The following is a 26,151-nucleotide window of genomic DNA, read 5'->3' on the forward strand; positions in this document are numbered from 1 at the left end:
TCGGAAGCATGCATTGATCTTGTCGAACGGGGGCATGATCAGGCCTGCCACGTGACGTCTTCGTGACGTCGCGACAACACAGGGTGAACAGGGAGACGACCATGACACTGGTGCGGCGCACGGCCGTCGCGCTCGGCGCGGCGGGGCTCGCGCTGGGCGCGCCGACGGCCCCGGCCCTCGCCGACGCGAAGGTGCGCGACATCCGGGTCCAGGGCCCGACGTACGTCTACAAGGATCCCCGCTACGCCAGGGTGAAGAACTGGGTGCAGGTGTCCTACGGCAGGCGCTCGACCACGGTGCGGTTCCTGGCGACCGGGCTGCCGAGGAAGGCCGTCGGCAAGACGCTCGGCGTCCACGTCCACAAGAACAAGTGCGGCCGCAAGCCCTCCGCGGCGGGTCCGCACTACCAGCGTGCGGGGGCCAGGCGCGGCACCCCGCTGCGCAACAAGGAGATCTGGCTGGACATCAAGGTGCGGCGCGATCGCACGGCGCGCTCCGTCGCCAAGGTGCCGTGGCGCGTCGGCAAGGGCCAGGCCGGATCGGTCGTGATCCACGCCAAGGCGACCGACCAGAAGACCGGCGACGCGGGCGACCGGCTCGCCTGCACCACCGTCCCGTTCTGACCGGATCTTTGATCGGATCCGCCGCGGACGGCGGCCGGGCCCGTCGCGGCTAGGCGCTCTTGCGGCTGCGCGACGACGGCTTGGCCGCCGTCTTCTTGTCCGCCGCCTTGCCCTGCGCGCCCTTGCCCGACGCGCCCTTGGCGGACGCGCTCTCGCCGGACGCGGCCTTGGCCGTCCGGCCGCCGGACGTGCCCTTGCCGGACGCCGCCTTCTTCTCCGCCCCGGCGGCCGCCTTCTTCTCCCCCCGGCTCTTCTTGGCCGCCTCGACGCTGGCGCGCAGCGCGCTGAGCAGGTCGGCGGCGGGCTCCTCCGCGGCGGCCTCCTCCGGCCGCGCCACCTCCCGGCCCTCCACCTTGGCCTCGATGACCGCCTCCAGCGCCTCACGGTAGGCGTCCTTGTACTCGGCCGGGTCGAAGGCGCCCTCCATGGTCTCGATGAGGGACGCGGCCATCGCCATCTCCTGCTTGCGGACCTCGATGTCCTCGTCCAGGAACGGGAAGTCGGGGGTGCGGATCTCGTCCGGCCACAGCATGGTCTCCATGACGAACACCCCGTCGCGCACGCGCAGCGTCGCCAGCGACTCGCGCTGGCGCAGCGCCACCTTCACCAGCGCCACCCGGCCCGACTGCTCCAGCGCGTCGCGCAGCAGCACGTACGGCTTGGTGCCCTGGGCGTCCGGCTCCAGGTAGTACGACTTGGCGAAGTAGATGGGGTCCACCTCCTCCTCCGCCACGAACTGGAGCACGTCGATGCGGCGGCTGGTGGACAGCGGCAGGTCGGCGAAGTCCTCGTCGGTCAGCACGACCATCTCGCCGCTGGGCAGCTCGTACCCCTTGGCGATGTCGGCGTAGGGGACCTCTTCGCCGTCGACGGTGCACACGCGGCGGTACCGGATGCGCCCGCCGTCGGTGCGGTGCACCTGGTGGAAGGAGACGTCCCGCTGCTCGGTCGCCGAGTACACCTTGACCGGGATCGTCACCAGACCGAACGAGATGGCGCCCTTCCAGATACTGCGCATGACCGGTCCTTACCCCGAGGTCTGCCCACTAGCGCCGCAAGGCCCCCGGATTGCGCCGCAGTCCCGCCGCGCCCGCACCCCGGCCGGCGCCCGCCCCGTCCCGGCGCGCTGATCCTTTTCCGGCCGGTCGGCCCCGGGTAAGACGCGGGTATGACGATGCCGTGGCCGGTCCAGCCGATGATGGCCGAGACCGGGAACCTGCCCGACGACACCGGGCGGTGGGCTCTGGAGATCAAATGGGACGGCGTCCGCGTCATCGCCTACGTGTCCGCCGGCGGCGTGCGGGCCACCGGACGGCGCGCCACCGAGCTCATCCGCCGCTACCCCGAGCTGACCGGGCTGGCCGACCTGCTGCCGCACCACGACGTGGTGCTGGACGGCGAGGTGGTCGCGTTCGACCGCGGCCGTCCCAGCTTCGCACGGCTGCAGCGGCGCATGCACGTCAGCCGCCCCGACCCCCGGCTGATCCGCGAGGTGCCGGTCCGGTATGTCATCTTCGACCTGCTGTACGTGGACGGGCAGGTGCTGTTCGACCGGCCCTACGCCGAGCGGCGCGCGCTGCTGGCCGAGCTGGACCTGACCACCGCCGGGCCCGTCGAGACGCCGCCCTACCTGCACGGCGGCGACACCGCGCAGGTCGCCGAGCTGCTGGAGTTCACCCGCGAGCAGCGGCTCGAGGGGCTGATGGCCAAGCGGCTCGACTCCACCTACCGGCCGGGCCGCCGGGTCGACTTCTGGCGCAAGGTCAAGCACTTCCAGACCCGCGAGGTCGTCGTCTGCGGGTGGAAGCCGGGCCGGGGGCGCCGCGAGGGCGGCCTGGGGTCGCTGCTGCTCGGCGAGTACGACGCCAAGGGCCGGCTGTGCTTCGTCGGGCACGTCGGCACCGGCTTCACCGACCGGGCCCTGGACGAGCTGTACGAGACGCTGTGGCCGCTGCGCCGCCCCACCAGCCCGCTCGACGAGCCGATCCCCCGCGAGATCGCACGCGACGCCCAGTGGGTTGAACCGCGGCTGGTCGGGGAGGTGGCCTACAGCCTGCGCACGCGCGACGGGAGGCTGCGCTTCCCGTCCTGGCGCGGGCTGCGCTACGACAAGGACCCGCAAGAGGTGATCCGTGCCACCTAACAAGCTCGGCGTGCACGTGGAGGGCCGCGACCTGCGGCTGTCCAACCTGGACAAGAACCTGTACCCCGATTTCACCAAGGGCGAGGTCCTCGACTACTACGCGCGCGTCGCGCCGGTGCTGCTGCCGCATCTGAAGGACCGCCCCCTCACGCGCATCCGGTACCCCGACGGCGTGGACGGCGAGTCGTTCTACGAGAAGAGCGCCCCGTCCTACACGCCCGACTGGATCCGCACCGCCACGATCTCCTCGCCGGGCAGCACCCGCGGCCGCGACACCATCGACTACGTGGTGGTCGACGACCTGCCCACGCTGGTGTGGTGCGCCAACCTGGCCGCACTCGAACTGCACGTGCCGCAGTGGAGGGTCGGGCCGCGCGGCAGGCGGCGCAGCCCCGACCTGATGGTCTTCGACCTGGACCCCGGCCCGCCCGCCACCGTCGTCGACGCCTGCCGGGTGGCGTGCCTGCTGCGCGACCTGCTGGCCGCCGACGAACTGGAGTCCTACCCCAAGACCAGCGGCAAGAAGGGACTGCACCTCTACGTGCCGATCAAGGAGGACGACCGCACGTCCGAGTACGCCAAGCGCGCCGCGCAGACCCTGGCCGCCGACCACCCCGACCTGGTGGTGAGCAAGATGGACAAGCGGCTGCGCAAGGGCAAGGTGTTCGTCGACTGGAGCCAGAACAACCCGGCCAAGACCACCGTCGCCCCGTACTCGCTGCGCGCCGCGCACACGCCGTCGGTGTCGGCCCCGGTCACCTGGGACGAGCTGGAAGACGCCCGCAGCCCCGGCGACCTGACGTTCACGCCCGAGGAGGTCCTCGAACGCGTCGACAAGCACGGCGACCTGCTCGAACCCCTCCTGGAGCGCCGCCAGCCCCTCCCCTGAGCGCCGCACGCCCCTCCCCGGGCGCCGGTAACCCCGCCGGTAAGCCGTATGTGTTCGAACCGGCACGCAGGGATACCGGCTTCCGCCACCATGGATGCGATGGGGGACACCGTGACCGGCGTGGAGGGATGACACGTGGAGCGCAACCATCACTACGACGTCGTGGTGCTGGGCGGGGGCACCGCGGGCGGGCTCGTGGCCACCGAACTCGCCCAGAGCGGACGCGACGTCGCGCTGGTGGAGAACCACCTGGTCGGCGGCGCGTCTCCGTACTTCGCCTGCGTGCCGTCCAAGTCGCTGCTGCTGTCGGCCCGCCGGGGCGAGACCTGGGAGCTGGCCGTCGCGCGGCGCGACGAGGTCACCGGCCGCCTCGACGACGACCGCGTCGTGGCGCGCATGGCCGAGGACGGCGTGACCGTCCTGCGCGGCTGGGGCCGAGTGACGCGTCCGGGCACGATCGAGGTGGACGGTGCCGAGCACGACTACACCGACCTGGTGGTCAGCACCGGCAGCGAACCGGTCGTCCCGCCCGTGCCGGGCCTGGCCGACGCGCCCGTCTGGACCAGCGACGAGGCGCTGACCGTGCCGGACCTGCCGCGCCGCCTGGTGGTGCTCGGCGGCGGACCCGTCGGCTGCGAGATGGCGCAGGTGTACGCGGCGTTCGGCTCCCAGGTCACGCTGATCGAACCGGCCGGGCGGCTGCTGACCGCCGAGGCGGCGTTCACCGGCGAGATCCTGGCCGACGCGCTGCGCCGGATCGGCGTGGACCTGCGGCTGGGGGCCGAGGTCGTCCGGGTCGCGCGCGGCGACGGCGGCGCCGGGGCGCGGCTGTGGCTGGCCGACGGCGCCGTGCTCGCGGCCGACCGCATCCTGCTGGCGTCCGGGCGGCGGCCCCGGGTCGAGGGGCTCGGCCTGGAGAATCTGGGCGTCGCCGTCGCGCCCGGCCGGCCCCTGGCGGTGGACGAGACCTGCGCGGTCGTCCGCGGCGACGGCGACCGGGAGGCGGACGCGCCCGACCTGCCCGGCGGGCTGTGGGCCGCGGGCGACGTGACGGGCGTGGCGCGCACCACCCACGCCGCCCGCTACCAGGCCCGCGTGGTGGTGTCCAACGTGCTCGGCAAGCGCCGCGAGGCCGACTACCGGGCGGTGCCCCGCGTCGTCCACACGACCCCGGCCGTCTACGCGGTCGGCCTGTCGCCCGCCCAGGCCGAGGAGCGCGGCATGGAACTGCTCACCGCCGGGTACGACCTCGCGGCCACCGCCCGCGCGGCGGTCGAGGCCGACGACCGCGGCCGGGTCGAGCTGTACGCCGACCGGTCGCGCGGTTCGCTGATCGGCGCGGCCGCCGTCGGGCTCTACGCTGAGGAGTGGATGAGCGAGATCGCCCTGGCCATCCGGGCGCAGACGCCCCTGGGACTGCTCACCGACGTCGTGCACGCCTTCCCGACGTTCGGCGAGGCGCTGGAGGCGCCGCTGCGCGAGCTGGCGGGGCTGCTGTGACGCCCATGGGGGCGCTCATGGGCGCGCCCTGGGGGGACGCCGAACGGGATGGGGATCGATGGGAAGGAGTCGGCCATGACCGAGACCAACGGCCCCGAGCCGGTGCTGCGCGACGAGGAGCCGGAGGCCGACGCCGCCGAGCAGCGCGCCGCGCTGAACGAGGACGAGGAGCGGCCGCAGTGGCCGCCGCAGGTGCCGCTGGACGCCGACGAGGCCGATGCCGCCGAGCAGAGCCTGGAGGTCCGGTACGACGAGGACGAGTACCGCTGAGCTTGCGCGTACGATCGTGCATCGCGTCGACCGTGACCCCGAGGTTACCGGCGCGTACGATGATGGGATCAGCCTTCAGCGACGACCGAGGGGCCGACCGCCCCGCCGTCGCATCGATCGGTGATCGGAGAGTGTGGTGACCGCGACCCCGGACGCCCGCCCACGCGGCACGCGGCTGCCGCGGCTGGCGCGCCGCAGACAGCTGCTCGGCGCGGCCCAGGAGGTGTTCGTCGCCCAGGGCTACCACGCCGCGGCGATGGACGAGATCGCCGAGCGCGCCGGCGTCAGCAAGCCCGTGCTCTACCAGCACTTCCCCGGCAAGCTGGAGCTGTATCTGGCGCTGCTGGACGAGCACGCCGAGGCCCTGGTGCGCACGGTGCGCGACGCGCTGGAGTCCACCACGGACAACAAGCAGCGGGTGCAGGCGGTCATCGCCGCCTTCTACGACTTCGTGGCCGGGGAGGGCGAGGCGTACCGGCTGGTGTTCGAGTCGGACCTGCGCAACGTGGCGCCGGTGCGGGCGCGCGTGGAGCGCACCAACCAGCAGTGCGCGGAGATGATCGCCCAGGTGATCGCCGAGGACACCGACGCGCCGCCGGACGAGGCGCATCTGCTCGGCATGAGCCTGGTCGGCATGGCCGAGGTCAGCGCGCGGTACTGGCTGTCGCAGCACCGGGCCATCCCCAAGGACACCGCCGAGAAGATCATCGCCCGCCTGGCCTGGCGGGGCATCTCCGGCTTCCCCCGCACCAGCTGACCCACACCCACCTCGTCGAGGGAGCGAAACGCGTGCAGGTACGCATCGGTGTCCAGTCCGTCCCGAAGGAGCTCGTGGTCGAGACCGCGCAGTCGGCCGACGAGGTGCAGCAGGCGCTGGCCGACGCGCTGGCCGCCGCCCGGGCCGACGGAGCCGGGGTGTTCGTGCTGACCGACCAGCGCGGCGGCCGGGTGGTCGTCCCCGCCGACCGGGTCGGCTACCTGGAGATCGGCGAGGAGGAGAACCGCACCGTCGGGTTCGGCTCGCAGTACACCTGAGAGCGCACCGGGCGCGCCGTCGACGCGACGGATGCAGGCCCCCGGTCGCGAGCGTCCGTCTCGCGGCCGGGGGCCTTCGGCGTCCCGGCGGAGCCTGCGCACCTGACCTGCAGGGGCTTCGTCCTTTCCGCCCGGCTCCCGAAAACTGTCCGCTCCCGGCCAATCCGCAGAGGTTTACCCCGGGGCCGCGGCACGTCCGATCTCGGACGATGCCGACGACCCGGGAATATCACCGAGCGTGCGCGGTGTTGTCTCTGCAGATCGGCTATTGGTGTAGGGAAACCATGGTCGGTACACTGCGTCGCGGAGTGTGACCGCACGCAGCCACAGCGAGTGACTGTGCTACCCCTGCAGCGGTCACCGGGGAAATTTTGACTGACGGCTGGTCCCTCCCGCGCGAGCGCGCGGCCACGCGACCCGACCGGCGGGGCGCCGCCCGGCCGGTGCGTTTGGTGGCTTCTGCAGCTGCGCCGCGCGAGCGAGCGTCGACCCCGCACTTTGGAGGCTGGAAGCCCTGACTACGTTCCACGAACTCGGGGTCGTACCCGAGATAGCCGATGCCCTCGCAGCCGAGGGCATCGTCGACGCGTTTCCCATCCAGGAGCTCGCCCTGCCGATCGCGCTGGGCGGGCACGACATCATCGGGCAGGCCCGCACCGGCACCGGCAAGACGCTGGCGTTCGGCGTGGCGCTGCTGCAGCGCATCGAGCACGGCGGCACCCGCCCGCGCGGGCTGGTGCTGACCCCGACCCGCGAGCTGGCCATGCAGGTCACCGACGACCTGCTGGTCGCCGGGGGCAAGCTGGGCTCGCGGGTGCTGCCGGTGTACGGCGGCCGGGCCTACGAGCCGCAGATCGCCGCGCTGCGCGAGGGCGTCGATGTCGTCGTCGGCACCCCGGGGCGGCTGCTCGACCTGGTCAAGCAGAGGCACCTGGACCTGTCGCGGATCGACGTGCTGGTGCTGGACGAGGCCGACCGCATGCTCGACCTGGGCTTTCTGCCCGACATCGAGCGCATCGTCGACCTGCTGCCCCGGGAGCGGCAGACCATGCTGTTCTCGGCCACCATGCCGGGCGAGATCGTCGCCCTGTCGCGCCGCTACCTGCGCCGCCCCACCAACGTGCGGGCCGAGGCGCACACCGAGCCGGACGCCGCGCCGCAGGTGGTGCAGCACGTGTGGCAGACCCACCAGCTCGACCGCCCCGAGGTGCTGGCCCGCGTGCTGCAGGCCGAGGGCCGCGGGCTGACCATGGTGTTCTGCCAGACCAAGCGGACCTGCGACCGGGTCGCCGGCGACCTGTCGCACCGCGGGTTCGCCGCGGCCGCCGTGCACGGCGACCTCGGCCAGGGCCAGCGGGAGCGGGCGCTGCGCGCGTTCCGCAACGGCAAGATCGACGTGCTGGTGGCCACTGACGTGGCGGCCCGCGGGCTCGACGTCGACGACGTCACCCACGTGGTCAACTACGAGTGCCCCGACAGCGCCGACACCTACGTGCACCGCATCGGCCGCACCGGCCGCGCGGGCCGCACCGGCACGGCCGTCACCCTGGTCGACTGGGCCGACCTGCCGCGCTGGAAGCTGATCAACAGCACGCTCGGCCTGCCGTTCGCCGCTCCGGAGGAGACCTACTCCACCTCCGACCACCTCTACGAGGCCCTCGGCATCCCCAAGACCGCCACCGGCACGCTGCCCAAGGAGCAGCGCGGCGAGCGCGCCGGGCTGGCCGCCGAGGAGCTGGAGGACATCGGCGAGACCGGCCGCGCCCGTTCGGCGGTGCGCGACCGGGAGCGGCCGCGCACGCGGCGCCGCAAGCGCAACCGCGTCCGCACCCGCGCCGGTAAGCCGGTCGGCACGTCGGGCGGGCATGACGGCGCCGCGGCGTCCGGCGAGCGGTCCGCGGCCGAGCAGGCCCAGTCACAGCAGGCCCGGTCCGAGCAGGCGTCCGAGACCGCCGCCGAGGACGCGGCGCCGGCCGTGACCGCCGAGCAGGGCGCTGAGCGGGGCACAGAGCGGGCCGGGGGGCGCCGCCGCACCCGCCGCCGTCGCCGCACCCGTGGCGGCAAGCCTGTCACCGCCGACGAGAGCTGACCGCCTGCCCGCTGCGCCATCTGGCACATTCAGCCGAGAGCCGGTCAGGTGGTGCGGCGCCGGTGGGCGTCGCGCAGCCGCAGCGCCGTGTGCGGTTGGTCGGTGACGAGCACGGCCACCCGGGGATCGGCGAGGAAGCGGCGCATCAGCGCGCGGGCGTTGACCGTCCAGACCATGGCGGGCACCCCGGCGCGGGCGCACTGGCGCAGCACGCCGACGCGAGCCAGCCGGTGGTTGAGGGCGACCATGTCGGCACCCGAGTCCAGCAGCGGACGCACCGGTGCGAAGTCGCCGACGGCGCCGCGCTCCCACAGGCCGCGGCCCACCGACAGGGCCGTGGTCACGGCGGGGAACGTGGTTTTGATCGCGGCGACGGAGGCGGGCTCGCGGGTGGTGACCACGAAGCGGCCCGGGCCCAGCACGTCCAGGGCCAGCGCGACCGCCTCGTGCTCGCAGCCGCGCTCTTTCAGGTCGAGGTGGCCGAGGGAGCGGCCCGCCATCATGCGCAGGGCGTCGGCGAACCGGGGTACGGGCCGCGGCGCCAGCGCGCGGACCCGCTCGTAGGTGCAGCGGCTCAGCGGCAGCCCGGCCACGGTGCGGTCGTGGTGGACGATCAGCTCGCCGTCGGCGGTGCGGCGCACATCGAGTTCGACGTACTCTGCACCCGAGGCGATCGCCGTCCGCAGACCGGTCAGGCCCGCCGCGTCGCGGCGATGGGCGGAGATGGCCGTCACGTCGGCGACGCTACCACCGAATGCCTTTCGCCGGTGTTCCAGAATGCCTATTTAGTATGGTGGCACCCTGTGAGTACGCCCCGGTTCCTGACCCTGCCCCCGAACGTGCGTCGGACGTACGTGGAGACCTCCCGTGGCAGGTTCGCCGCCCTTGAGGGCATGCCGGGCTCGGGGGTGGCCGAGCACTGCCCCGCCCTCCTCGTCCCGGGCTACACCGGCAGCAAGGAGGACTTCCTCGCCGTCCTGCAGACCCTGGCCAACGCCGGGCGGCGCCGGGTGGTGGCCGTCGACATGCGCGGCCAGTACGAGTCCCCCGGCTGCGACGACCCGTCCCTCTACAGCCGCGCCGCGCTCGGCGAGGACATCGCGGCGCTGGCCGAGGCCCTCGGCCCCGACCCGGTGCACCTGGTGGGCCACTCGTTCGGCGGCCTGGTCACCCGGGAGACGGTGCTGGCCGGCCGGGTGCCGCTGACCTCCTACACGCTGATGAGCTCCGGCCCCGCGGGCCTGCACGACGGGCCGTCGGCGGCCAAGGCGCGGGCGCTGATGGAGGCGATCCCGCAGCTGGGCATGGAGCGCATCTGGTCGCTCACCCTGGAGCCGGACGCCCGGTCCCGCGGCCTGGCCTCCGAGATCGTCGACTTCCTGAAGGCGCGCACGCTGGGCAACTGCGAGCTGGGCCTGCGCACCATGGCCGCCGAGCTGCTGAGCGCGCCCGACCGGGTGGACGAGCTGGCCAAGCAGGCCGAGGAGGACGGGTTGCCGATCCTGGTGCTGTACGGCGAGGACGACGACGTGTGGGACCCGCGCGAGCAGGCCGCCATGGCCGAGCGGCTCGACGCGGCCAGGGTCGTCATCCCCGGCGCCGCGCACTCGCCCGCCGTGGAGGCGCCGGAGACCACCGCGGGCGCCCTCACCGACTTCTGGAACGCCGCCGAGCGGCGCCGGCGCTGCGGTTCGTCCTTCTGACACCGTCTCGCCGACACCGTCCTCGCCGACACCGTCTCGGCCCACCCCTGCCCCGGCCTGCCCCGGCCTGCCCCCGCCTCGGCGGCGCACCGGCGCCGGGGCCGCTGGCCCATCGTGAGGCTCGTCACAGGGGATGCCGCCCCGCGGACGTAATGACACACTTACTGATGTTTGTCTCATTCGCGGCGACTCTTGGCGAGGTGTCGAATGCCGGCGACCGTCCAACCCCCCGAAAGCGTGACCTGGCGGGTGCACATCGACCGGTCCATGTGGGTCGGCGGGGTGCGCAGCCTCATGCTCCAGGCCCTGCACCCGGTGGCGATGTGGGGGGTGTGGCAGAACTCCAACTTCCAGGAGGACCCGTTCGGGCGGCTGCGGCGCACCGCCGACTTCGTGGGCACCGCCACCTTCGGCAGCCCCGAGGAGATCGACGAGCTGGCGGCCCGGGTCCGCGCCATCCACCGCAGCCTGCGCATCCTCAACCACGACACCGGTAAGAGGGAACCGCTCGACCAGCCCGAGCTGCTGCTGTGGGTGCACTGCGCCGAGGTGTACTCCTACCTGGAGGTGGCACGCCGCGCCGGGCTGCCGCTGACGGACGCCATGGCCGACCGGTACCTGGACGAGCAGCGGCAGAGCGCGGTCTACGTGGGCCTGCACGCCGACGAGGTGCCCGGCAGCGTGGCCGAGATGGAGGCGTACCTGGCCGAGATGCGGCCCGTGCTGCGCGTCACCGAGGAGGCGCGGGCCACGGTGCGGTTCCTGATGTGGCCGAACCTGCCGGAGAACCTGCGGTTCCTGAACGCCGGCAAGCCCGGCTACTTCCCGTTCGGCGCGCTGTGCTACTACTGCCTGCCGGACTGGGCCCGCGCCATGTACGGGCTCCTGCCGGAGGTGCCGCAGGCCGCCGTGACCGCGGCGCTGCGCTCGTTCCGCCTGGCGATGAACTCGGTGCCCGAGCGGGTGCACGACTTCGCCTTCGCCAAGCCCACCCGGGACATGCTGCAGCGCGCCCGGCGGCGGCTGGCCGCCGAGGGCTACGACGTCAGCCGCGGCCTGTACGGGCTGCGCGACCCGCGCCGCTGGCCCGCGCGCCGCAAGGCCCCCGCCGCCGCGGCCTGACCCCGGACGACCCCGGCCCGGTTGACCCCGGCCCGCGCCCTGCCGGTTCAGGCGTCCGGGAGGGCCGCCCAGGGCTCCTTGGGGGACGCGGCCTGCTGCCCTTCCGGGCAGTGCTTCAAAAAGTCGCACCACGAGCACAGGCTCCCGGGACGCGGCGGGAAGTGCTCGTCGAAGGGCTCGTGGCGGACGGCGGCGGCACCGCCCTCACCGGGACGCGGCCGGGGCACCGCGTCCTTCACCCGGGTGCGGTACGCCTCGTCCGCGGCGGCCGCCTCGGCGGCGATCTGCTCGGCGCGGCGCAGGTGGCGCCCCAGCGACTCGTCGGTGTGCTCCCACACCGCGACCTCGCCGCTGGGCAGGTGGTGCAGCTCGACGCGGCGGCAGGGGCGGCGCAGCACGCGGGACGCGGCCAGCGCGTACAGCGCCAGCGCCAGGGAGCCGCGCGCGTCGTCGGCGGTGAGGACGTGGCGGCCCGTCTTGTAGTCGACGACCACCAGCTCGCAGCCGCGGTCGTCCAGCCGGTCGATGCGGCCCGACACCGCGATGCGGTCGGTGCGGGTCGCCACGGTGCGCTCCACCCCCACCGGCTCGTCATCGGGGTCGAGCCGGGCGGTGTAGCGCTCCACCATCTCGCGGGCGCGCTCGCGGTAGCGGGCGGACTGCTCGGCGTCCCGGAACCCCTCGGTGAGCCAGCCGCGCACCAGCAGCGTGCCCGCCATCTCGGGGGTGCGCTCGGCACGCGGCAGCCGCCACCACGCGGCCAGCGCGTTGTGCACGCTGGCGCCCAGGCTGTTGTGCGCCCACGGCGGCCCCTTGGGCGGGGACGGACGGTCCAGGTAGGTCATCCGGTAGCGGCGGGGGCAGTCCAGCCAGGAGTTCAGCCGCGACGGCGTACACGCGTAGAGCCGCTGCGGCATGCCCGCCAGCGGCAGCTGCTCGGCGCCCACGACGCGACCCGCGGTCAGACGCCTTCGCCGTCGCGGGCCAGCTCGCCCCAGGTCTCCCAGCGGGCGTCCTCGTCACCGACCGTGGTCTCGTCGCCCTGGCCGGGCAGCACCCGCAGGTCCTTGGGCAGCGGTGTCAGCAGCGCCCCGATGGAGTTGAGCTGCTTGCGCAGGTCCTCGTAGACCCCGCCGATCGAGCCGGGGCGGCCGCGGTGCAGGGTGTCGCCGGAGAACAGCACGCCGAGCTGCTCGCTGATCACGCACACGCTGCCGGGGGTGTGCCCGGGGGTGTGCACGACCTCCAGCTGGGTCCCGGCGATCTCGAAGACGCCGCCGTCCTCCAGCCAGATGTCGGGCTCCAGGGAGCGCAGCGCCTTGGCGTCCTCCTCGTCCTCCTCGTCGCGGGCCAGCCGCCCGAAGTAGTCGCGCCACAGCAGCCGGTCGGCGCGGTGCAGCGCGATCGGCGCCCAGTTCTCCTCGTCCTCCTCGCCGGCCGCGGCGACCTCCAGCACCGTCGACAGCTTGTGCTCGTTGCCGTCGGTGCAGATCACCGCCATGACCTCGCGCTCGCCGACCGCCTTCAGCACGGCGTCGGCGTCGTTGGCGGGGTCGATCACGATCACCTCGTCGTCGTCTCCGACGATGTAGGTGTTGCTCTCGACTTCGTACTCTTCGTCGTCCAGGGTGACCTTCCCCGTGGTCACCACCTGATCGATGCGCGCGTCCACGCTCCGCACCCTACCGCGCGCGTCCGCGCGGCAGGCACGACCGCGCGGGGAGCAGCGCGCCTTTTCATCCCGTGCGGACTTGGCCGGAGGCGGCGCCCAGCAGCGCCTCGTAGGCGGCCGCCGAGGTGGTCTCGCAGCCGATCCGGTCGCCGGTCGAGGCGCCGTGGTCGTCGCTGGAGCCGGTGACGAACAGGCCCAGCGCGGACGCCAGGTCCCGCAGCCGGGCCCGCTCGGACGCGTCGTGGTCGGGGTGGTCGGCCTCGATCCCGGCGAGCCCGGCCTCGGCCAGCCGCTCCACCACGGCGTCGCCGAACACGTGCCCGCGGCGGCCCGCCCGCGGATGCGCCAGCACCGCCGCGCCGCCCGCCGCGCGGATCAGCCGGACCGCCCGCGCCGGGTCGAGCGCGTACCGGTCGGCGTACGCGCGGCCGCCCGCCCCGATCCAGTCGGGGGTGAACGCCTCGTCCAGGGTGCGCACCGCCCCGGCCTCGACCATCGCGCGGGCCACATGCGGCCGCCCCACGGCCTCGCCGCGGGCCAGTTCCCGCACCCGCTCCCAGGTGACGTCCACGCCGAGACCGCGCAGCCGCTCGACCATCGTCCGCGCCCTGATCACCCGGTCGGCGCGGATGCGGGCCAGCTCGGCGGCCAGGGCGGGCTGGGACGGGTCGAACAGGTAGCCGAGCAGGTGCATGCTCGCGCCGTCCTGCCGGCAGGACAGCTCGACGCCGGGCACCAGGGTCATCCCCGGCGGCAGGGCGGCCGCCGCCTCGTCCCAGCCCGCCACCGTGTCGTGGTCGGTGAGGGCGAGGACGTCCACCCCGGCCGCGCGGGCGCGCCGGACCACCTCGGCGGGCGGGCGGGTGCCGTCGGAGGCGTCGCTGTGGCAGTGCAGGTCGATGCGCATACGGCAGGAGGCTACTCAAGCGTCCAAGCGGGGGCAGAAGGCGCCGTAGGGGAGGTCGAGTTCCATGCCGGGGTCGCGCAGGTCGACCAGGTGCGTGCGGTCGACCATGAGGACTCCGGCGTCGGCGGGCCACAGGATCGCCCAGAGCCAGTTGCCCATCGCCTCGCCGACGTAGACGGCGCGGTCGGGGCCGCCCGGGATCGACCACATCGGCACCGAGTGGTCGCAGACCGCGAAGGGGCCGCTGACCTCGACCTTGACGTGCGGGGGCCCGTCGTCGAAGCCCGCGCCGGGGTCGGGGCCGGACAGCCCGGCGTAGTACGCGCCGAGCCCGATGCCGGGCTCCTCGGCGACCAGCAGCATGTCGGCCAGGCCGCTCACCAGCCCGGGCCCGGACACCGCCACGGCCGACGCGCGGGTGCCGGTGCGCTCGTCCCCCACGGTGACGAAGCCGGTGACCAGCCAGCTCAGCGGCAGCGGCCACGGCGCCCACACCGGGACGCGGGAGCCGTGGACGGCGGCGGCCAGCCCCTCGGGGCCGGGGCGGCGGGACGGCTGGCGCGGAAGCACCGCCCCGTGCACGGGGCAGCTCCAGTCGCTCGACCAGAGGTTCGGCGCACCGACACGCTTGCCGCAGCGCGGGCACGTGGGCTCCGCCCTCATGGTTACCCACAGTGCGTGCCGGAGCCCGCCGCCGTCAAGGTCCGCCCGGTGGCCGGGAACACAAAACCAGGACAAAATAGACAGAAGCTCTGCAAGGGGGTGGCCATGCGGGTGCGCTGCGTAGGCGGGATCGTCCGCGACCACGAGGGGCGGCTGCTGCTGGTGCGGCGGGCCCGGCCGCCCGCGGCCGGACGGTGGTCGGTGCCCGGCGGACACGTCGAACCGGGCGAGACGGACGTGAGCGCGGTGGTGCGCGAGCTGCGCGAGGAGACCGGGCTGCGGGTGGCGGTCGGCCCCCTGGTCGGCACGGTGGAGCGCCCCGGGCCCGGCGACGTCGTCTACGAGATCTTCGACTATCTGGCCACGCCGATCGGCGGCGACCTGGCCGCCGGGGACGACGCCGACGACGTCCGCTGGGTCACGCCCGAAGAACTGCTGCGGCTGCCCACGTCGCCCGGTCTGGTGGAGGCCCTGACCGACTGGGGCGTAGTGGCCGCCCCCGGGACGCCGCCGCACCCGGTGGATCCGTTCGCCGGTTCCGGCGCCGCCGTACGCGACGCACCGTAGAACGCACCGTAGGGTGGGCGCGGCTAGAAGCCGGGGGCGTCGGGCCGCCCCTGCCCTCCCGAAGGCCCGCCGGGAACACCGGGCCCGCCAGGTGCCCCCTGCCCGTCCGGCACGCCTAGCCCTCCGGTCGCACCGGGTGCGCCGTAGCCGCCGGGTACCGCGTAACCGGACACACCAATGTGATCACCTGGGACGCCCGGCACGCCGAAGACTCCCACCGGGTAGGGAGCGGCGTCCGGGGCGGCCTGCTGGTCCGAGCCCTCGGTGACGGTCTGGATGCGCATCCTGCGCGCCAGCCACACCACGACCGCCGCGTACAGCAGCATCGGCACGACGTCCGCCACGACGTACTGCCACGGGACCGAGCCCTGCTCGATGTCCAGATCGCCGACGGCGGCGGGCAGCAGGAACGCCATGAGGTTGTTGCACACATGCAAGGCGATGGACGCTTCAAGGCCGCCGGTGCGCACCGTCACCCATCCGGCGACCGCGCCGAAGACGAAGATGTCCAGGATCCCCCAGCCGGTGTAGCCGTGCCCGGAGGTGAACAGCGCCGAGCCGACCACGATGCCCGGCCACGGGGTGCGGAACACCGCGCTCAGCGCCCGGGAGGCGCGCCGGGTGCCGTTCTCCAGCGTGCACGCGCCGACCGCCTGCAGCAGCCAGCCGCGGAAGATGTACTCCTCGGCCGACGACTGGAACGGCACCAGCACGATGATGATCAGGGCGGGCGGCAGGAAGTCGCCCCAGCCGACCCAGTGCTCCTCGCCGCCGCCGCTGGGCGCCTCCGCGAAGTGGCCCGCCACCCACGAGGTGCCGTAGGACACCAGGCAGAACCCGACGGCCGCGCCCACGCACACCAGCAGCCAGCGCCACCGCAGCCGCCCGGCCACCGACGACAGCGTGCCGGGGCGGCGCCGCTGCACCCACCACGGCACCAGCAGCACCACCGGCAGCAGCACCGCGAGGGCGGCCAGGCTGAAGGCCAGGTCCGCGGTCGGGTCGCCGAAGAACGAAGTCCCCGACGGCAACGGCTCCGGCGCCTCCCCCGTGGCGAGCACGTAGCCGACCGTCCAGGCGATCGTCAGCCCGAACATGGCGCACACGGTGCCGACCAGGAGCGCCAGCGTTCCGGCCAGGGGCCGCCACCAGCGGTGCACGGCGTTGCGGGCCACGCGGTGGTAGGGCACTCCGCCCGGGACGGGCACCATCCACGGCTGTTTGACCGACGGCGGCCCGTAACCGGGGTGGCCGTACCCCGGGTAACCGTACGGCTGCTGATAGGGCCAGCCGTAGGGCTGGGGCTGGGTGTGCGTGCCGTAAGGCTGGGGCGGCGCCCCGTACGGCTGGGGGCCGGTGTACGGGCCGGTGTACGGGGGCGGCGCGGGCCACTGGTAGGGCTGCTGGTAAGGCTGCGCCTGCGGTTGCTCCTGTGACGATCCGGGGTTGTCAGGTCGCGCCCAGCCGTTGGCGTCCGCGGGATCCGGCACCGAACAACCCCCTCGTGACGACCAGCACCTGGGACGAATCGTACGTGCCGGTCAGCGCCCTTCGCGCCGACGGAGCGCGATGTCGCGGAATGTCCCGCGCGCCGGGATCAGGACGGCGGCTCGAAGCGCCGGGTGCGGGTCAGCCCCGCGGCCCGTCCCTTCGCCGCGATCACCTGCGCCATCTTGCGGGACGCCTCGTCGATCATCTCGTCGCCGAGCACCGCCGCGCCGCGCCCCTCCACCGTGGTGTGGTACTCGTACGCCTCCAGGATCAGCTCGGCGTGGTCGTAGTCCTCCTGGGTGGGCGAGAACACCTCGTTGCACGCGTCGATCTGCGCCGGGTGCAGCACCCACTTGCCGTCGAAGCCCAGCGCCGCCGACCGCCGCGCCACCCGGGTGAACGCCTCGACGTCGCGGACGTTGAAGTACGGCCCGTCGATGGCCTGCAGGTCGTGGGCGCGGGCGGCGGTGAGGATGCGCATGAGGATGTAGTGGTAGGCGTCGCCCTCGGTGTATCCGGGCGGCTGCTCGCCCACCACCAGCGTCTTCATGTTGAGGGACGCCATCAGGTCGCCGGGGCCGAACACCAGGGTCTCCAGGCGGGGCGAGGACGCGGCGATCTCGTCCACCCCGGCCAGGCCCCGGGCGTCCTCGATCTGCGCCTCGATGCCGATGCGCCCCGGCTCGTACCCCATGGCCAGTTCGATCTGGGTGAGCAGCCGGTCCAGCCACTGCACGTGGGAGGCGTCGCGCACCTTGGGCAGCATGACGCAGTCCAGCTCGGCGCCGGCGCCCTCCACCACCTCGATCACGTCGCGGTACGCCCAGGGGGTCTCCACGTCGTTGACGCGGACGACGCGCACCTTTCCCGACCAGTCGCCCTCGTTCAGGGCCGCCACGACGTTCTTGCGGGCGTCCTCCTTGGCCGAGGGCGCGACCGCGTCCTCCAGGTCCAGGAACACCTCGTCGGCCGGGAGCCCCTGCGCCTTCTCGATGAACCGGGGGTTGCTGCCGGGGACCGCCAGAGTGGTACGTCGTGACCGCATGGCCGGATGCTATCGGGGGCGTGTGAGACGCTGAGGGCATGGGCGAGCTGAAGGCGCTGGTGGAGGAGGCGGCCAAGAAGTCCGGGCTGATGTGGCTGCATCTGCCGGGGCTGGCGCAGCCGCGCGCGGCCTGGCACATATGGCACGACGGCGCGGCCTACGTCCTGACGGGCGGCGAGGGCGAGCAGCCCCTGCCCGGGCTGCCCGAGGCCGACCGGGTGCGGGTGACGCTGCGCAGCAAGGACAAGGGCGGGCGGCTGGTGTCGTTCGTCGCCGCCTGCGAGCAGGTGCGGCCGGGCACGGACCTGTGGGACGAGGTCACCCCCCTGCTGGCCAAGGAGCGCCTCAACGCGCCGACCCACGAGGGGCAGGTGGAGCGCTGGGCGGCGGAGTCGTACGTCATACGGCTCTCCCCCACCGACGAGGTGGTGGAGGCACCGGGGGGATACGACGACGAGTACGCCGGCGTCCGCCCGGTGCCCACCCCGGCGGCCACGGCCGGCCCGCCCCCGCGTCTGATGGGCGGCAGGCGCCGCAGGGCCGACCGCTGACCCCGGCGGGAGCCGGCGTCACACCGGCAGGTGGCGGCCCTCGGCCACCGCGCGCAGCTTGTCGGGGTTGGCGACCATCAGCACCTGGGTCACGGTGCCGTCCGGGCCGACCTCGGCGACCACGACGGTGAACGGACCGGCCGGGCCCTCGACGAGCAGCCCCGGCTCGCCGTTGACGGTGACGCGCCGGAAGGTCCAGTCCTGCGGATCCACCCCGCCGTAGGGGGAGCTCGCCACCGCAAGCAGCAAGCGGCCGACCTTGTCGGCGCCGTGGATGACGCGGCGGGCGGCGCGGACCTTGCCGCCGCCGTCGGTCCACAGCGTCACGTCCGGCGCCAGCGTCTCCATCAGCCGGTTGATGTCGCCGCCGAGCGCCGCGTCGAAGAACCGCTCGGTGGCGGCGCGCCGCTCCCGGCCGTCCGCCGTGAACCGGGGCCGCCGCGCCTCCACGTGCTTGCGGGCGCGGGTGCCGAGCTGCCGGACGGACGCCTCGCTGCGCTCCAGCGCCTTGGCGATCTCGGCGTAGGGGAAGCCGAACACCTCGCGCAGTACGAACACCGCGCGCTCCAGCGGGCTGAGCGTCTCCAGCACCACCAGCATCGCCAGGGACACCGACTCGGCCAGCTCGGCGTCCTCGGCCACGTCCGGCGCGGTGAGCAGCGGCTCGGGCAGCCACGGGCCGACGTAGGCCTCCCGGTGCGCCCGCGCCGACCGCAGCCGGTCCAGCGCGAGGTTGCTGACGACCCGCACCAGGTACGCCTTGACGTCCGCGATGCCGGAGCGGTCGGCCGCAGCCCACCGCAGCCAGGCGTCCTGCACCGCGTCCTCGGCGTCGGCGACGGTGCCCAGCATCCGGTACGCCACCGAGAACAGCAGTCCCCGATGCTCCTCGAACAGCCGCGCGGTCTCCCCGTCCGCCGGGTCCGCCGGGTCCGCCGGGTCCGCCGGGTCCGCGTTCATGCCGCGGCCTCTTTCGCGGCCCGCCGGGCCGGGATCTCGCAGCGCTCCTTGAAGCCCTGGCCGACGAGCCCGGCGGCCAGGTTGAAGCGGGAGCGCATGTTCTCCACGGCCACGCACATGGTGAGCTCCACCAGCTGCCGCTCGTCCAGATGGCGGCGCAGCGCCTCGACCAGGTCGTCGGTGACCTGCGGCGGGTCGGCGGTCATCGCCTCGGCGTACTCCATGACCAGGCGCTCCTCCTCGGTGAACAGATCGCTGTCGCGCCAGCGCGGCACCGCCTCCAGCTTGGCCAGCGGAATTCCGTGCGTGTTGGCCTCCCAGGTGCCGAAGTCCACGCACCACTCGCAGCCCACGTGCACCGCCGCGGCCATGACCGCCAGGTCCCGGAGCCGGCTCGGGAGCGCCTTCCAGCGCATCACCCCCATCTCCATGATTCCGTACGTGGTGAACACGCCCATGTGGTGGCCCATCGCCCGCATCGGGGCGAGCTCCTTGCCGTACTTGCGGCGCAGCACCCATGCGAGCGCCCGGTAGCGCAGGGTCCTGGGCGGGTCCAGTGAGATGCGAGCCATGGCGGCCTCCCTCGCGGTCGTTCCCAACGCGTCACCCCTGAAGACGGGACGGCCCCCGCGGATGTGACATGCCGGTGAACACCGCTGCGCATGTCGGATCACCGCCCGGATCAACGTCAAGATCGCGGGTAGCCTGCGTGTCATGAGCGCGACTCCGACGCGGGTGTTCATCGCGCGGCTGGCCGGGATCGCCGTGTTCGATCCGGTGGGCGACCAGGTCGGGCGCGTCCGCGACGTGGTGGTGGCGCTGCGCCTGGGCGACCGGCCGCCGCGCGTGCTGGGGCTGGTGGTGGAGGTCGCCTCGCGCCGTCCGGTGTTCCTGCCCATCACCCGGGTGATGATGATCGAGCCCGACGCGGTCATCTTCGACGGCCGGCTCAACATGCGGCGCTTCCAGCAGCGCGAGTCGGAGACGCGGGTGATCGCCGAGATGCTGGACCGCACCGTCACGCTGACCGAGACCGGCGAGCAGGTGCAGGTCGTGGACGTCGGCATGGAGCCGACCCGCACCCGGGACTGGCTGGTCGGCAAGGTCGCCGTCAGCCGCGGCCGCGGCCGGGGGCTGCGCCGCCGCCGCGGCGAGGTGTTCGTGGTGGACTGGAACGCGGTCACCGGGTTCTCGGCCGTCGAGCACGGCCAGGGCGCCGCCGGGCTGATCGCCGCGTTCGAGCGGATGAAGCCCGCCGACCTGGCCAACGTGGTGCACGAGCTGTCGGTGAAGCGGCGCGCCGAGGTCGCCGTCGCCCTCGACGACGAGCGGCTGGCCGACGTGCTGGAGGAGCTGCCCGAGGACGACCAGATCGAGATCCTCGGCGCCCTGGACGCCGACCGCGCCGCCGACGTGCTGGAGGCGATGGGCCCCGACGACGCCGCCGACCTGCTGGGCGGGCTGCCCACCGAGCAGCGCGAGCGGCTGCTGACGCTGATGGAGCCGCGCGACGCCGCACCGGTGCGGCGGCTGCTGACCTACGCCGAGGACAGCGCGGGCGGCCTGATGACCACCGATCCGGTGATCGTGTCGCCGGACGTCACCGTGGCCGAGGCGCTGGCGCACATCCGCAACCCGGACCTGAACCCGGCGATGGCCGCGCAGGTGTACGTGTGCCGTCCGCCCACCGCCACGCCCACCGGCCGCTACCTGGGCACGGTGCACTTCCAGCGGCTGCTGCGCGAGCCGCCGTCCACGCTGGTCAGCGGGATCGCCGACACCGATCTGGCCCCGCTGCGCCCGACCATGTCGCTGCAGGCGGTGGCCATGTTCCTGGCCGCCTACAACCTGGTGGCCGCGCCCGTGGCCGACGAGGACGGGCACCTGCTCGGCGCGGTCACCATCGACGATGTGCTCGACCACCTGCTGCCGCAGGACTGGCGGGAGAGCGCGATGGACGTGGCGGCGGCCGAGCGCCCCGACCCCGAGGAGGAGGCGCTGCGCGGCGCCGGACGGCCCGGCGCCGGCGCGTAGGGCGCTGCTTGGCAGGTAGAGACAGGAAGGTACCGACAGGCAGGCGTCGGCAGTTACCGGCAGGCAGGCGTCGGCAGTTACCGGCAGACAGGCACGACGACCGGCGGACAGGTACGACGACTCGCACCGACCGCGGGATGGCTGAGGGAGAACGTGATGATCGAGCTTCGCGGGGAGCCGCCGCTGGGACGCCGGGCGGGGCGTGTGGGCGCCCGCCTGGACGAGCCGCGCGTACCGCCCCGGGCGCTGCTGCCGCGGCCGCACTACGACCCCGAGTCGTTCGGGCGGCTGTCGGAGCGGATCGCGCGGTTCCTGGGCACCGCGCGCTTCCTGGTCTACATGACGGTGTTCATCGCGGTGTGGCTGGCCTGGAACAGCCTGGGGCCGGCCGAGCTGCGGTTCGACCCGTACCCGTTCATCTTCCTGACGCTGATGCTGTCGGTGCAGGCGTCGTTCGCCGCCCCGCTGATCCTGCTGGCGCAGAACCGGCAGGACTACCGCGACCGCGTGCAGTACGAGCAGGACCGGGCCCGCAACGAGCGCTCCATCGCCGACACCGAGTACCTCACCCGGGAGATCGCCGGGCTGCGGCTGGCGGTCAGCGAGGTCGCCACCCGCGACTTCCTGCGCTCGGAGCTGGAGCGCATGCTCAGGGAGCTGAACGGGGAACGCGGCGGCGCCCCGGCCCCGCGGCGCCCGAACGGCGAGGGGGCGCCCAGGCGCTGACGGCCGCTTCCGGCAGGTCGCCGTTCCCGGGGCGGGCCCGCGGGTCCAGGCCCGGCGACGAGGGCGGCGGTCAGGCGGTGACGGTGGCCTCGTGGTGCCGTGCCAGCGGTGCGCGGGCGGGCGCGGCCGGCGGCTCGTCCAGCAGCCTGCGCAGGATCGCGGCGAAACGGCCCAGGTCGTCCTCGTCCAGGCGGCTCAGCAGGTACTCGCGGACGCCCCGCCGGTATGTCGGGGTGGCCTCCTCCAGGCGGCGCCGCCCGGCCGGGGTGAGCACCGCGTACAGCCCCCGCGCGTCGCTGGTGCACGACTGGCGGGCCACCAGGCCCTCGCGCTGCAGCCGGTCGACCAGCCGGGTCAGGCCGCTGCGCGACAGCAGCACCCGGTCGGCCAGGTCGTTCATCCGCAGCCGCCCGCCGGGCGCCTCACCGAGGTGCGTGAGCACGTCGTAGGAGCCGAGCGGCAGGTCGTGGTCGGCCAGCAGGTCCGCCTGCAGGCGGCGGGAGATCTGCACCTGGGCGCGCAGCAGCATGCGCCACACGGTCAGCTCCGCGGAGATCGAGGTGGACGGCGGTGTCACGTCCCGATGCTACTCCCGGCTCCGGGGGAGCTGATTCGCAACGCCCGGGACCGAGTCCATACCATGGAGTCATGGCCTCCCAGCTGACGACCGAGCAGGTGACCGCGGCGCTCGCCACGGTGCAGGATCCGGAGATCCGCAAGCCGATCACCGAGCTCGACATGGTCAAGAACGTCGACATCGCGCCGGACGGCGCGGTGCGCGTCGGCATCTACCTGACCGTGGCCGGGTGTCCGCTGAAGGACACCCTGTCGCGCAACGTCACCGAGGCCGTGTCCCGCCTGGACGGGGTCACCTCGGTCCAGGTCGAGCTGGACGTGATGAGCGAGGAGCAGCGCAAGGCGCTGCAGACCCGGCTGCGCGGCGGCGAGCCGGTCAAGGAGATCCCGTTCGCCAAGCCCGGATCGCTGACCAAGGTGTACGCGGTGGCCAGCGGCAAGGGCGGGGTCGGCAAGTCCTCGGTCACGGTGAACCTGGCGGCGGCGCTGGCCGCGCAGGGCCGCAAGGTCGGCGTGGTCGACGCCGACATCTACGGCCACTCGGTGCCGCGGATGCTCGGCGTGCAGCACCCGCCCACCAAGGTCCAGGACATGATCATGCCGCCCAGCGCGCACGACGTGAAGGTGATCTCGGTGGGCATGTTCACCGCCGGGAACCAGCCGGTGGTGTGGCGCGGGCCGATGCTGCACCGGGCGCTGCAGCAGTTCCTCGCCGACGTCTACTGGGGCGACCTGGACGTGCTGCTGATGGACCTGCCGCCGGGCACCGGCGACATCGCCATCTCGGTGGCCCAGCTGCTGCCGTCGGCGGAGATCCTGGTCGTCACCACCCCGCAGCAGGCGGCCGCCGAGGTCGCCGAGCGGGCCGGGGCGATCGCCGCGCAGACCCACCAGCAGGTGGTCGGCGTGATCGAGAACATGTCGTATCTGACCTGCGCGCACTGCGGCGAGCGCCAGGACGTCTTCGGCTCGGGCGGCGGGCAGCGGGTCGCCGACGCGCTGACCCGCACGCTGGGCACCCGGGTGCCGCTGCTGGGCCAGGTGCCGATCGACGCCCGGCTGCGCGAGGGCGGCGACGCCGGACGCCCGCTGGTGCTGGACGACCCCGACGCCGAGGCCGCCAAGGTGCTGCGCACCATCGCCGACACCATCGGCGCCCGGGGCCGCGGCCTGGCCGGCATGTCGCTGGGGATCACCCCCAAGCGCAAGTGACCGGGCGGGCGGGCGGACGCCGGCGGCTGAACCGCGGGCACCGCAGGCCGGCCGCTCGGAGCGAATACGTCGAAGGCCCCGGGGACGACGCGTCCCGGGGCCTTCGGCGTGCGCGACGGGCTCAGGTGGCCTCGTTGTCGAAGGGCGGCCGTTCGCCGTACTCCAGGCCGCCGCCGCCCGCGGTGGCGTAGCCGAGCTCGTCGTCGAAGACGCCGCCGCGCGAGGAGTACGCGGGCTCGTACCTGTCGTCGTCTTCCAGCAGGTGCTTGCGGACGAACGTCTTGGGATGCAGATCGGCCAGGTCGAAGTCCTTGAACTCCGGGCCCAGGCCCTCCTGCAGATCGGCCTTGGCGCTGTTGGCCATCTGCCGCAGCTGTCGCAGCGCGCGTCCCGCCTGCCCGGCGACCTGGGGCAGCCTGTCCCCGAAGATGACCAGGGCCAGCACGACGAGCACGACCATCTCGCCGAGTCCGACGTCGAACAACCCGTCCTCCACACCTTGCCGGGTACGCGGGCATCGCCCAGCCCGATGCACCACAGGGTATCCCGCCGGTCAGCGTATCCCCTGCGCACACAACGCCGATCCCGGCAAATCACCTAGAACGGGTGTTCTTACCGCGATTTCCCGTTTCCGCAACCCCGCGGCCGTCCACCCGCCGCACGGCAGGCGGGCGGACGGCCCCGGGGTCGCCGGCCGGCTCAGTTGGCCTCGGCCAGGGTGATCTCGACGGTGGTCTCCTTGCCGTCGCGCTGGTAGGTGACCTTGACCTTGTCGCCCGGCGCCTTGCTGCGGATCTGCGCCGCCAGCTCGGACGGGTTCTCGATCGGCTGGCCGTCCAGCTTGGTGATCACATCGCCGGGGCGGAGCCCGGCGCGCTCGGCCGGCCCGCCCTTCACCAGCGGCTCCACCCCGCCCTGCGCCTGCTCGGGGATGCGCACCCCCGGGCCGGGGAAGGTCTGGTCCATGCCGATGCCGAGCTGGGCGCGGCGCGCCCGACCGGTGTTGATGATCTCTTCGGCGACCCGGCGGCCCTGGTTGATGGGGATGGCGAAGCCCAGGCCGATGTTGCCGCCCTGCGTCTCCCCGGTGATGCCGCCGCTGCCCAGCGTGACGATGGCGGTGTTGATGCCGATCACGCGGCCGCTGCTGTCGACCAGCGGGCCGCCGGAGTTGCCGGGGTTGATGGCCGCGTCGGTCTGGATGGCGTTGAGCACCGAGCTGTCGCCGCTGCCGCCCTCGCCGCGGGTGGGCACCGCGCGGTTGAGCGCGCTGACGATGCCGGTGGTGACCGAGCCCTGCAGGCCCAGCGGCGAGCCGATGGCGATCACGGGGTCGCCGACCGCCAGCTTGCTGGAGTCGCCCAGCGACAGCGCGGGCATCGAGTGGCTGCCCTCGGGGCGCAGCACGGCGATGTCGGAGCTGGGGTCGCGGCCCTTGATCGAGGCGGGCAGCGTCTTCTTGTCGTTGAAGATCACCTGGATCTGGCCGCCGGACGACACCACGTGGTTGTTGGTGATGATGTAGCCGTTGTTGACGATGAAGCCGGTGCCCCCGGACTCCTCGCCGGTCGCCGACGACACCTTGATCATGACGACGCCGGGCAGCACCCGCTGCGCCACACCCGCGACCGAGTCCGGCGGCCGGTTCTGCTGCCCGGAGCTGCTGTCGGAGCTGGTGCCGAGGCTGACGTTGCCGCCGTCGTCGTCGGTGGCCAGCACCCCGATGCCGGCGCCGATACCGCCCGCCACCAGCGCCACGATCAGCGCGATCACGGCCATGACGCCCAGGCCGGGGCCGCCGCGGCCGGACGACGGCGGCGCGGGGACCGGGGCCCAGTTGGGGGCCGTGCCGTACGGCTGCCCGTAGGGGCCGGGCCGACCGGGGCCGGCGGGGGCTCCGAGGGTGCCGGGGCCGACGCCCGGGGCGGCGCCGGAGCCCGGCGGCGGGCCCATCGGCGTCGCGCCCGGCGGCGGGGTCGTGGACACCGGCGGGCCGGTCGGCGGCGGAGGCTGCCGGTGGCCCTGGGCCGGCCAGGCGTACGGGTCGGGCTGGGGGTCGCGCTGGTCGTACGGGACGAACCCGGGCCGCTGCGGCGCCATTTCGTCGTCGACGGGCTTGTCCAGCAGGGTCGGCCGGGGTCCCGGAGAGGCGGCGTCGCCGCCGGGCGGATCGGGGGGCGCGAAACCCTGCTCGTGTCCCACGGCGTCCGCGTCGTCCCGGGCGTCCTGCCGGGCCTCCTCCGCGGCCTGCCCCGCCTCGCCGGGCTCCCGCCGCTCAACCCCGGCGCCGGCGACCAGTTCGTCGTCCTGCGCCGACGCCCTGGCGGGTCCGCGGCTGTCTTCCGTCATCCCCATCTCTCCTACCGAGCATGG

Annotated in this window: 28 protein-coding genes; 15 read left to right on the top strand and 13 right to left on the bottom strand. The window is 73.7% G+C overall.

What is annotated here, in order from left to right; translation table 11 throughout:
* Positions 1 to 101 precede the first annotated feature (101 nt).
* A complete protein-coding gene (locus QSK22_RS00370) occupies positions 102 to 623 on the top strand; it encodes a superoxide dismutase family protein (RefSeq protein ID WP_285491838.1) in 522 nt (173 codons plus the stop codon).
* Between the two features lie 49 nt (positions 624 to 672).
* Here QSK22_RS00370 and ku read toward each other — a convergent pair whose 3' ends face one another.
* Positions 673 to 1,641, bottom strand: coding sequence for a non-homologous end joining protein Ku (gene ku / locus QSK22_RS00375; RefSeq protein ID WP_285491839.1), 969 nt, complete (start codon positions 1,639 to 1,641; stop codon positions 673 to 675).
* Positions 1,642 to 1,791: 150 nt separating this feature from the next.
* Between ku and ligD (QSK22_RS00380) the strand changes: the two genes are divergently transcribed.
* From ligD (QSK22_RS00380) to QSK22_RS00410, 7 genes are all read left to right on the top strand, one after another.
* Positions 1,792 to 2,766, top strand: a complete 975-nt coding sequence (ligD, locus tag QSK22_RS00380) for a non-homologous end-joining DNA ligase (protein WP_285491840.1) — start codon at positions 1,792 to 1,794, stop codon at positions 2,764 to 2,766.
* Positions 2,756 to 3,655, top strand: a complete 900-nt coding sequence (gene ligD / locus QSK22_RS00385; protein WP_285491841.1) for a non-homologous end-joining DNA ligase — start codon at positions 2,756 to 2,758, stop codon at positions 3,653 to 3,655. Before ligD (QSK22_RS00380) ends, ligD (QSK22_RS00385) begins: the two co-directional genes overlap by 11 nt.
* Before the next feature lie 135 nt (positions 3,656 to 3,790).
* A complete protein-coding gene (locus tag QSK22_RS00390; protein ID WP_285491842.1) occupies positions 3,791 to 5,155 on the top strand; it encodes a dihydrolipoyl dehydrogenase family protein in 1,365 nt (454 codons plus the stop codon).
* A 75-nt stretch (positions 5,156 to 5,230) separates the two neighbouring features.
* A complete protein-coding gene (locus QSK22_RS00395; protein ID WP_285491843.1) occupies positions 5,231 to 5,425 on the top strand; it encodes an Rv3202a family protein in 195 nt (64 codons plus the stop codon).
* 136 nt (positions 5,426 to 5,561) lie between these two features.
* Positions 5,562 to 6,182: a TetR/AcrR family transcriptional regulator gene (locus QSK22_RS00400; RefSeq protein WP_285491844.1), complete on the top strand. Its 621-nt coding sequence runs from the start codon at positions 5,562 to 5,564 to the stop codon at positions 6,180 to 6,182.
* 32 nt (positions 6,183 to 6,214) lie between these two features.
* The gene (locus QSK22_RS00405; protein ID WP_285491845.1) at positions 6,215 to 6,460 is read left to right on the top strand and encodes a DUF3107 domain-containing protein; all 246 of its coding nucleotides are present in this window, start codon (positions 6,215 to 6,217) and stop codon (positions 6,458 to 6,460) included.
* Positions 6,461 to 7,010: 550 nt separating this feature from the next.
* On the top strand, positions 7,011 to 8,549 hold the full coding sequence (locus tag QSK22_RS00410) for a DEAD/DEAH box helicase (RefSeq protein ID WP_285492370.1): 1,539 nt from the start codon (positions 7,011 to 7,013) through the stop codon (positions 8,547 to 8,549).
* 44 nt (positions 8,550 to 8,593) lie between these two features.
* Here the strand turns inward: QSK22_RS00410 and QSK22_RS00415 are convergent, their stop codons facing one another.
* Positions 8,594 to 9,283, bottom strand: a complete 690-nt coding sequence (locus QSK22_RS00415; RefSeq protein ID WP_285491846.1) for a glycerophosphodiester phosphodiesterase — start codon at positions 9,281 to 9,283, stop codon at positions 8,594 to 8,596.
* 69 nt (positions 9,284 to 9,352) lie between these two features.
* Between QSK22_RS00415 and QSK22_RS00420 the strand changes: the two genes are divergently transcribed.
* Together QSK22_RS00420 and QSK22_RS00425 are read left to right on the top strand one after the other, a co-directional pair.
* A complete protein-coding gene (locus tag QSK22_RS00420) occupies positions 9,353 to 10,252 on the top strand; it encodes an alpha/beta fold hydrolase (RefSeq protein ID WP_285491847.1) in 900 nt (299 codons plus the stop codon).
* A gap of 207 nt (positions 10,253 to 10,459) precedes the next feature.
* A complete protein-coding gene (locus QSK22_RS00425) occupies positions 10,460 to 11,374 on the top strand; it encodes an oxygenase MpaB family protein (protein ID WP_285491848.1) in 915 nt (304 codons plus the stop codon).
* 47 nt (positions 11,375 to 11,421) lie between these two features.
* Here the strand turns inward: QSK22_RS00425 and QSK22_RS00430 are convergent, their stop codons facing one another.
* The 4 genes from QSK22_RS00430 to QSK22_RS00445 form a co-directional block, all read right to left on the bottom strand.
* Positions 11,422 to 12,321, bottom strand: coding sequence for a RecB family exonuclease (locus QSK22_RS00430; protein ID WP_352231394.1), 900 nt, complete (start codon positions 12,319 to 12,321; stop codon positions 11,422 to 11,424).
* Between the two features lie 14 nt (positions 12,322 to 12,335).
* A complete protein-coding gene (locus QSK22_RS00435; protein ID WP_285491849.1) occupies positions 12,336 to 13,046 on the bottom strand; it encodes an MBL fold metallo-hydrolase in 711 nt (236 codons plus the stop codon).
* 64 nt (positions 13,047 to 13,110) lie between these two features.
* Positions 13,111 to 13,953, bottom strand: a complete 843-nt coding sequence (locus tag QSK22_RS00440) for a PHP domain-containing protein (protein WP_285491850.1) — start codon at positions 13,951 to 13,953, stop codon at positions 13,111 to 13,113.
* Between the two features lie 15 nt (positions 13,954 to 13,968).
* Positions 13,969 to 14,616, bottom strand: a complete 648-nt coding sequence (locus tag QSK22_RS00445; protein WP_285491851.1) for a DUF6758 family protein — start codon at positions 14,614 to 14,616, stop codon at positions 13,969 to 13,971.
* A gap of 105 nt (positions 14,617 to 14,721) precedes the next feature.
* Between QSK22_RS00445 and QSK22_RS00450 the strand changes: the two genes are divergently transcribed.
* Positions 14,722 to 15,183, top strand: a complete 462-nt coding sequence (locus tag QSK22_RS00450) for an NUDIX hydrolase (RefSeq protein ID WP_285491852.1) — start codon at positions 14,722 to 14,724, stop codon at positions 15,181 to 15,183.
* 23 nt (positions 15,184 to 15,206) lie between these two features.
* On the opposite strand, the gene QSK22_RS00455 is transcribed toward QSK22_RS00450, so the two are convergent.
* Together QSK22_RS00455 and QSK22_RS00460 are read right to left on the bottom strand one after the other, a co-directional pair.
* A complete protein-coding gene (locus QSK22_RS00455; protein WP_285491853.1) occupies positions 15,207 to 16,673 on the bottom strand; it encodes a CPBP family intramembrane glutamic endopeptidase in 1,467 nt (488 codons plus the stop codon).
* A 107-nt stretch (positions 16,674 to 16,780) separates the two neighbouring features.
* Positions 16,781 to 17,719: an HpcH/HpaI aldolase/citrate lyase family protein gene (locus QSK22_RS00460; protein ID WP_285491854.1), complete on the bottom strand. Its 939-nt coding sequence runs from the start codon at positions 17,717 to 17,719 to the stop codon at positions 16,781 to 16,783.
* Between the two features lie 38 nt (positions 17,720 to 17,757).
* Between QSK22_RS00460 and QSK22_RS00465 the strand changes: the two genes are divergently transcribed.
* Positions 17,758 to 18,270, top strand: a complete 513-nt coding sequence (locus QSK22_RS00465) for a hypothetical protein (protein ID WP_285491855.1) — start codon at positions 17,758 to 17,760, stop codon at positions 18,268 to 18,270.
* Positions 18,271 to 18,288: 18 nt separating this feature from the next.
* Here the strand turns inward: QSK22_RS00465 and QSK22_RS00470 are convergent, their stop codons facing one another.
* Both QSK22_RS00470 and QSK22_RS00475 read right to left on the bottom strand, forming a co-directional pair.
* Positions 18,289 to 19,230, bottom strand: coding sequence for an RNA polymerase sigma-70 factor (locus QSK22_RS00470; protein WP_285491856.1), 942 nt, complete (start codon positions 19,228 to 19,230; stop codon positions 18,289 to 18,291).
* Positions 19,227 to 19,802, bottom strand: a complete 576-nt coding sequence (locus QSK22_RS00475; RefSeq protein ID WP_285491857.1) for a carboxymuconolactone decarboxylase family protein — start codon at positions 19,800 to 19,802, stop codon at positions 19,227 to 19,229. Before QSK22_RS00475 ends, QSK22_RS00470 begins: the two co-directional genes overlap by 4 nt.
* A gap of 142 nt (positions 19,803 to 19,944) precedes the next feature.
* On the opposite strand from QSK22_RS00475, the gene QSK22_RS00480 reads away from it, so the two are divergent.
* Together QSK22_RS00480 and QSK22_RS00485 are read left to right on the top strand one after the other, a co-directional pair.
* Complete coding sequence (locus QSK22_RS00480; RefSeq protein ID WP_285491858.1) at positions 19,945 to 21,264, top strand: magnesium transporter MgtE N-terminal domain-containing protein; 1,320 nt, start codon at positions 19,945 to 19,947, stop codon at positions 21,262 to 21,264.
* A gap of 156 nt (positions 21,265 to 21,420) precedes the next feature.
* Complete coding sequence (locus tag QSK22_RS00485; protein WP_285491859.1) at positions 21,421 to 21,990, top strand: DUF1003 domain-containing protein; 570 nt, start codon at positions 21,421 to 21,423, stop codon at positions 21,988 to 21,990.
* Between the two features lie 70 nt (positions 21,991 to 22,060).
* Here QSK22_RS00485 and QSK22_RS00490 read toward each other — a convergent pair whose 3' ends face one another.
* A complete protein-coding gene (locus QSK22_RS00490; protein ID WP_285491860.1) occupies positions 22,061 to 22,567 on the bottom strand; it encodes a MarR family winged helix-turn-helix transcriptional regulator in 507 nt (168 codons plus the stop codon).
* A gap of 71 nt (positions 22,568 to 22,638) precedes the next feature.
* Here QSK22_RS00490 and QSK22_RS00495 point away from each other — a divergent pair, with 71 nt between their 5' ends.
* The gene (locus QSK22_RS00495) at positions 22,639 to 23,778 is read left to right on the top strand and encodes an Mrp/NBP35 family ATP-binding protein (protein ID WP_285491861.1); all 1,140 of its coding nucleotides are present in this window, start codon (positions 22,639 to 22,641) and stop codon (positions 23,776 to 23,778) included.
* A gap of 121 nt (positions 23,779 to 23,899) precedes the next feature.
* Here QSK22_RS00495 and QSK22_RS00500 read toward each other — a convergent pair whose 3' ends face one another.
* Positions 23,900 to 24,262, bottom strand: coding sequence for a sec-independent translocase (locus QSK22_RS00500; protein ID WP_285491862.1), 363 nt, complete (start codon positions 24,260 to 24,262; stop codon positions 23,900 to 23,902).
* A 215-nt stretch (positions 24,263 to 24,477) separates the two neighbouring features.
* On the bottom strand, positions 24,478 to 26,127 hold the full coding sequence (locus tag QSK22_RS00505) for a S1C family serine protease (RefSeq protein WP_285491863.1): 1,650 nt from the start codon (positions 26,125 to 26,127) through the stop codon (positions 24,478 to 24,480).
* Between the last annotated feature and the right edge of the window lie 24 nt (positions 26,128 to 26,151).

It is taken from the genome of Actinomadura sp. NBRC 104425 (assembly GCF_030269545.1).
In the GTDB taxonomy this organism is placed as follows: Bacteria; Actinomycetota; Actinomycetes; order Streptosporangiales; family Streptosporangiaceae; genus Spirillospora; species Spirillospora keratinilytica.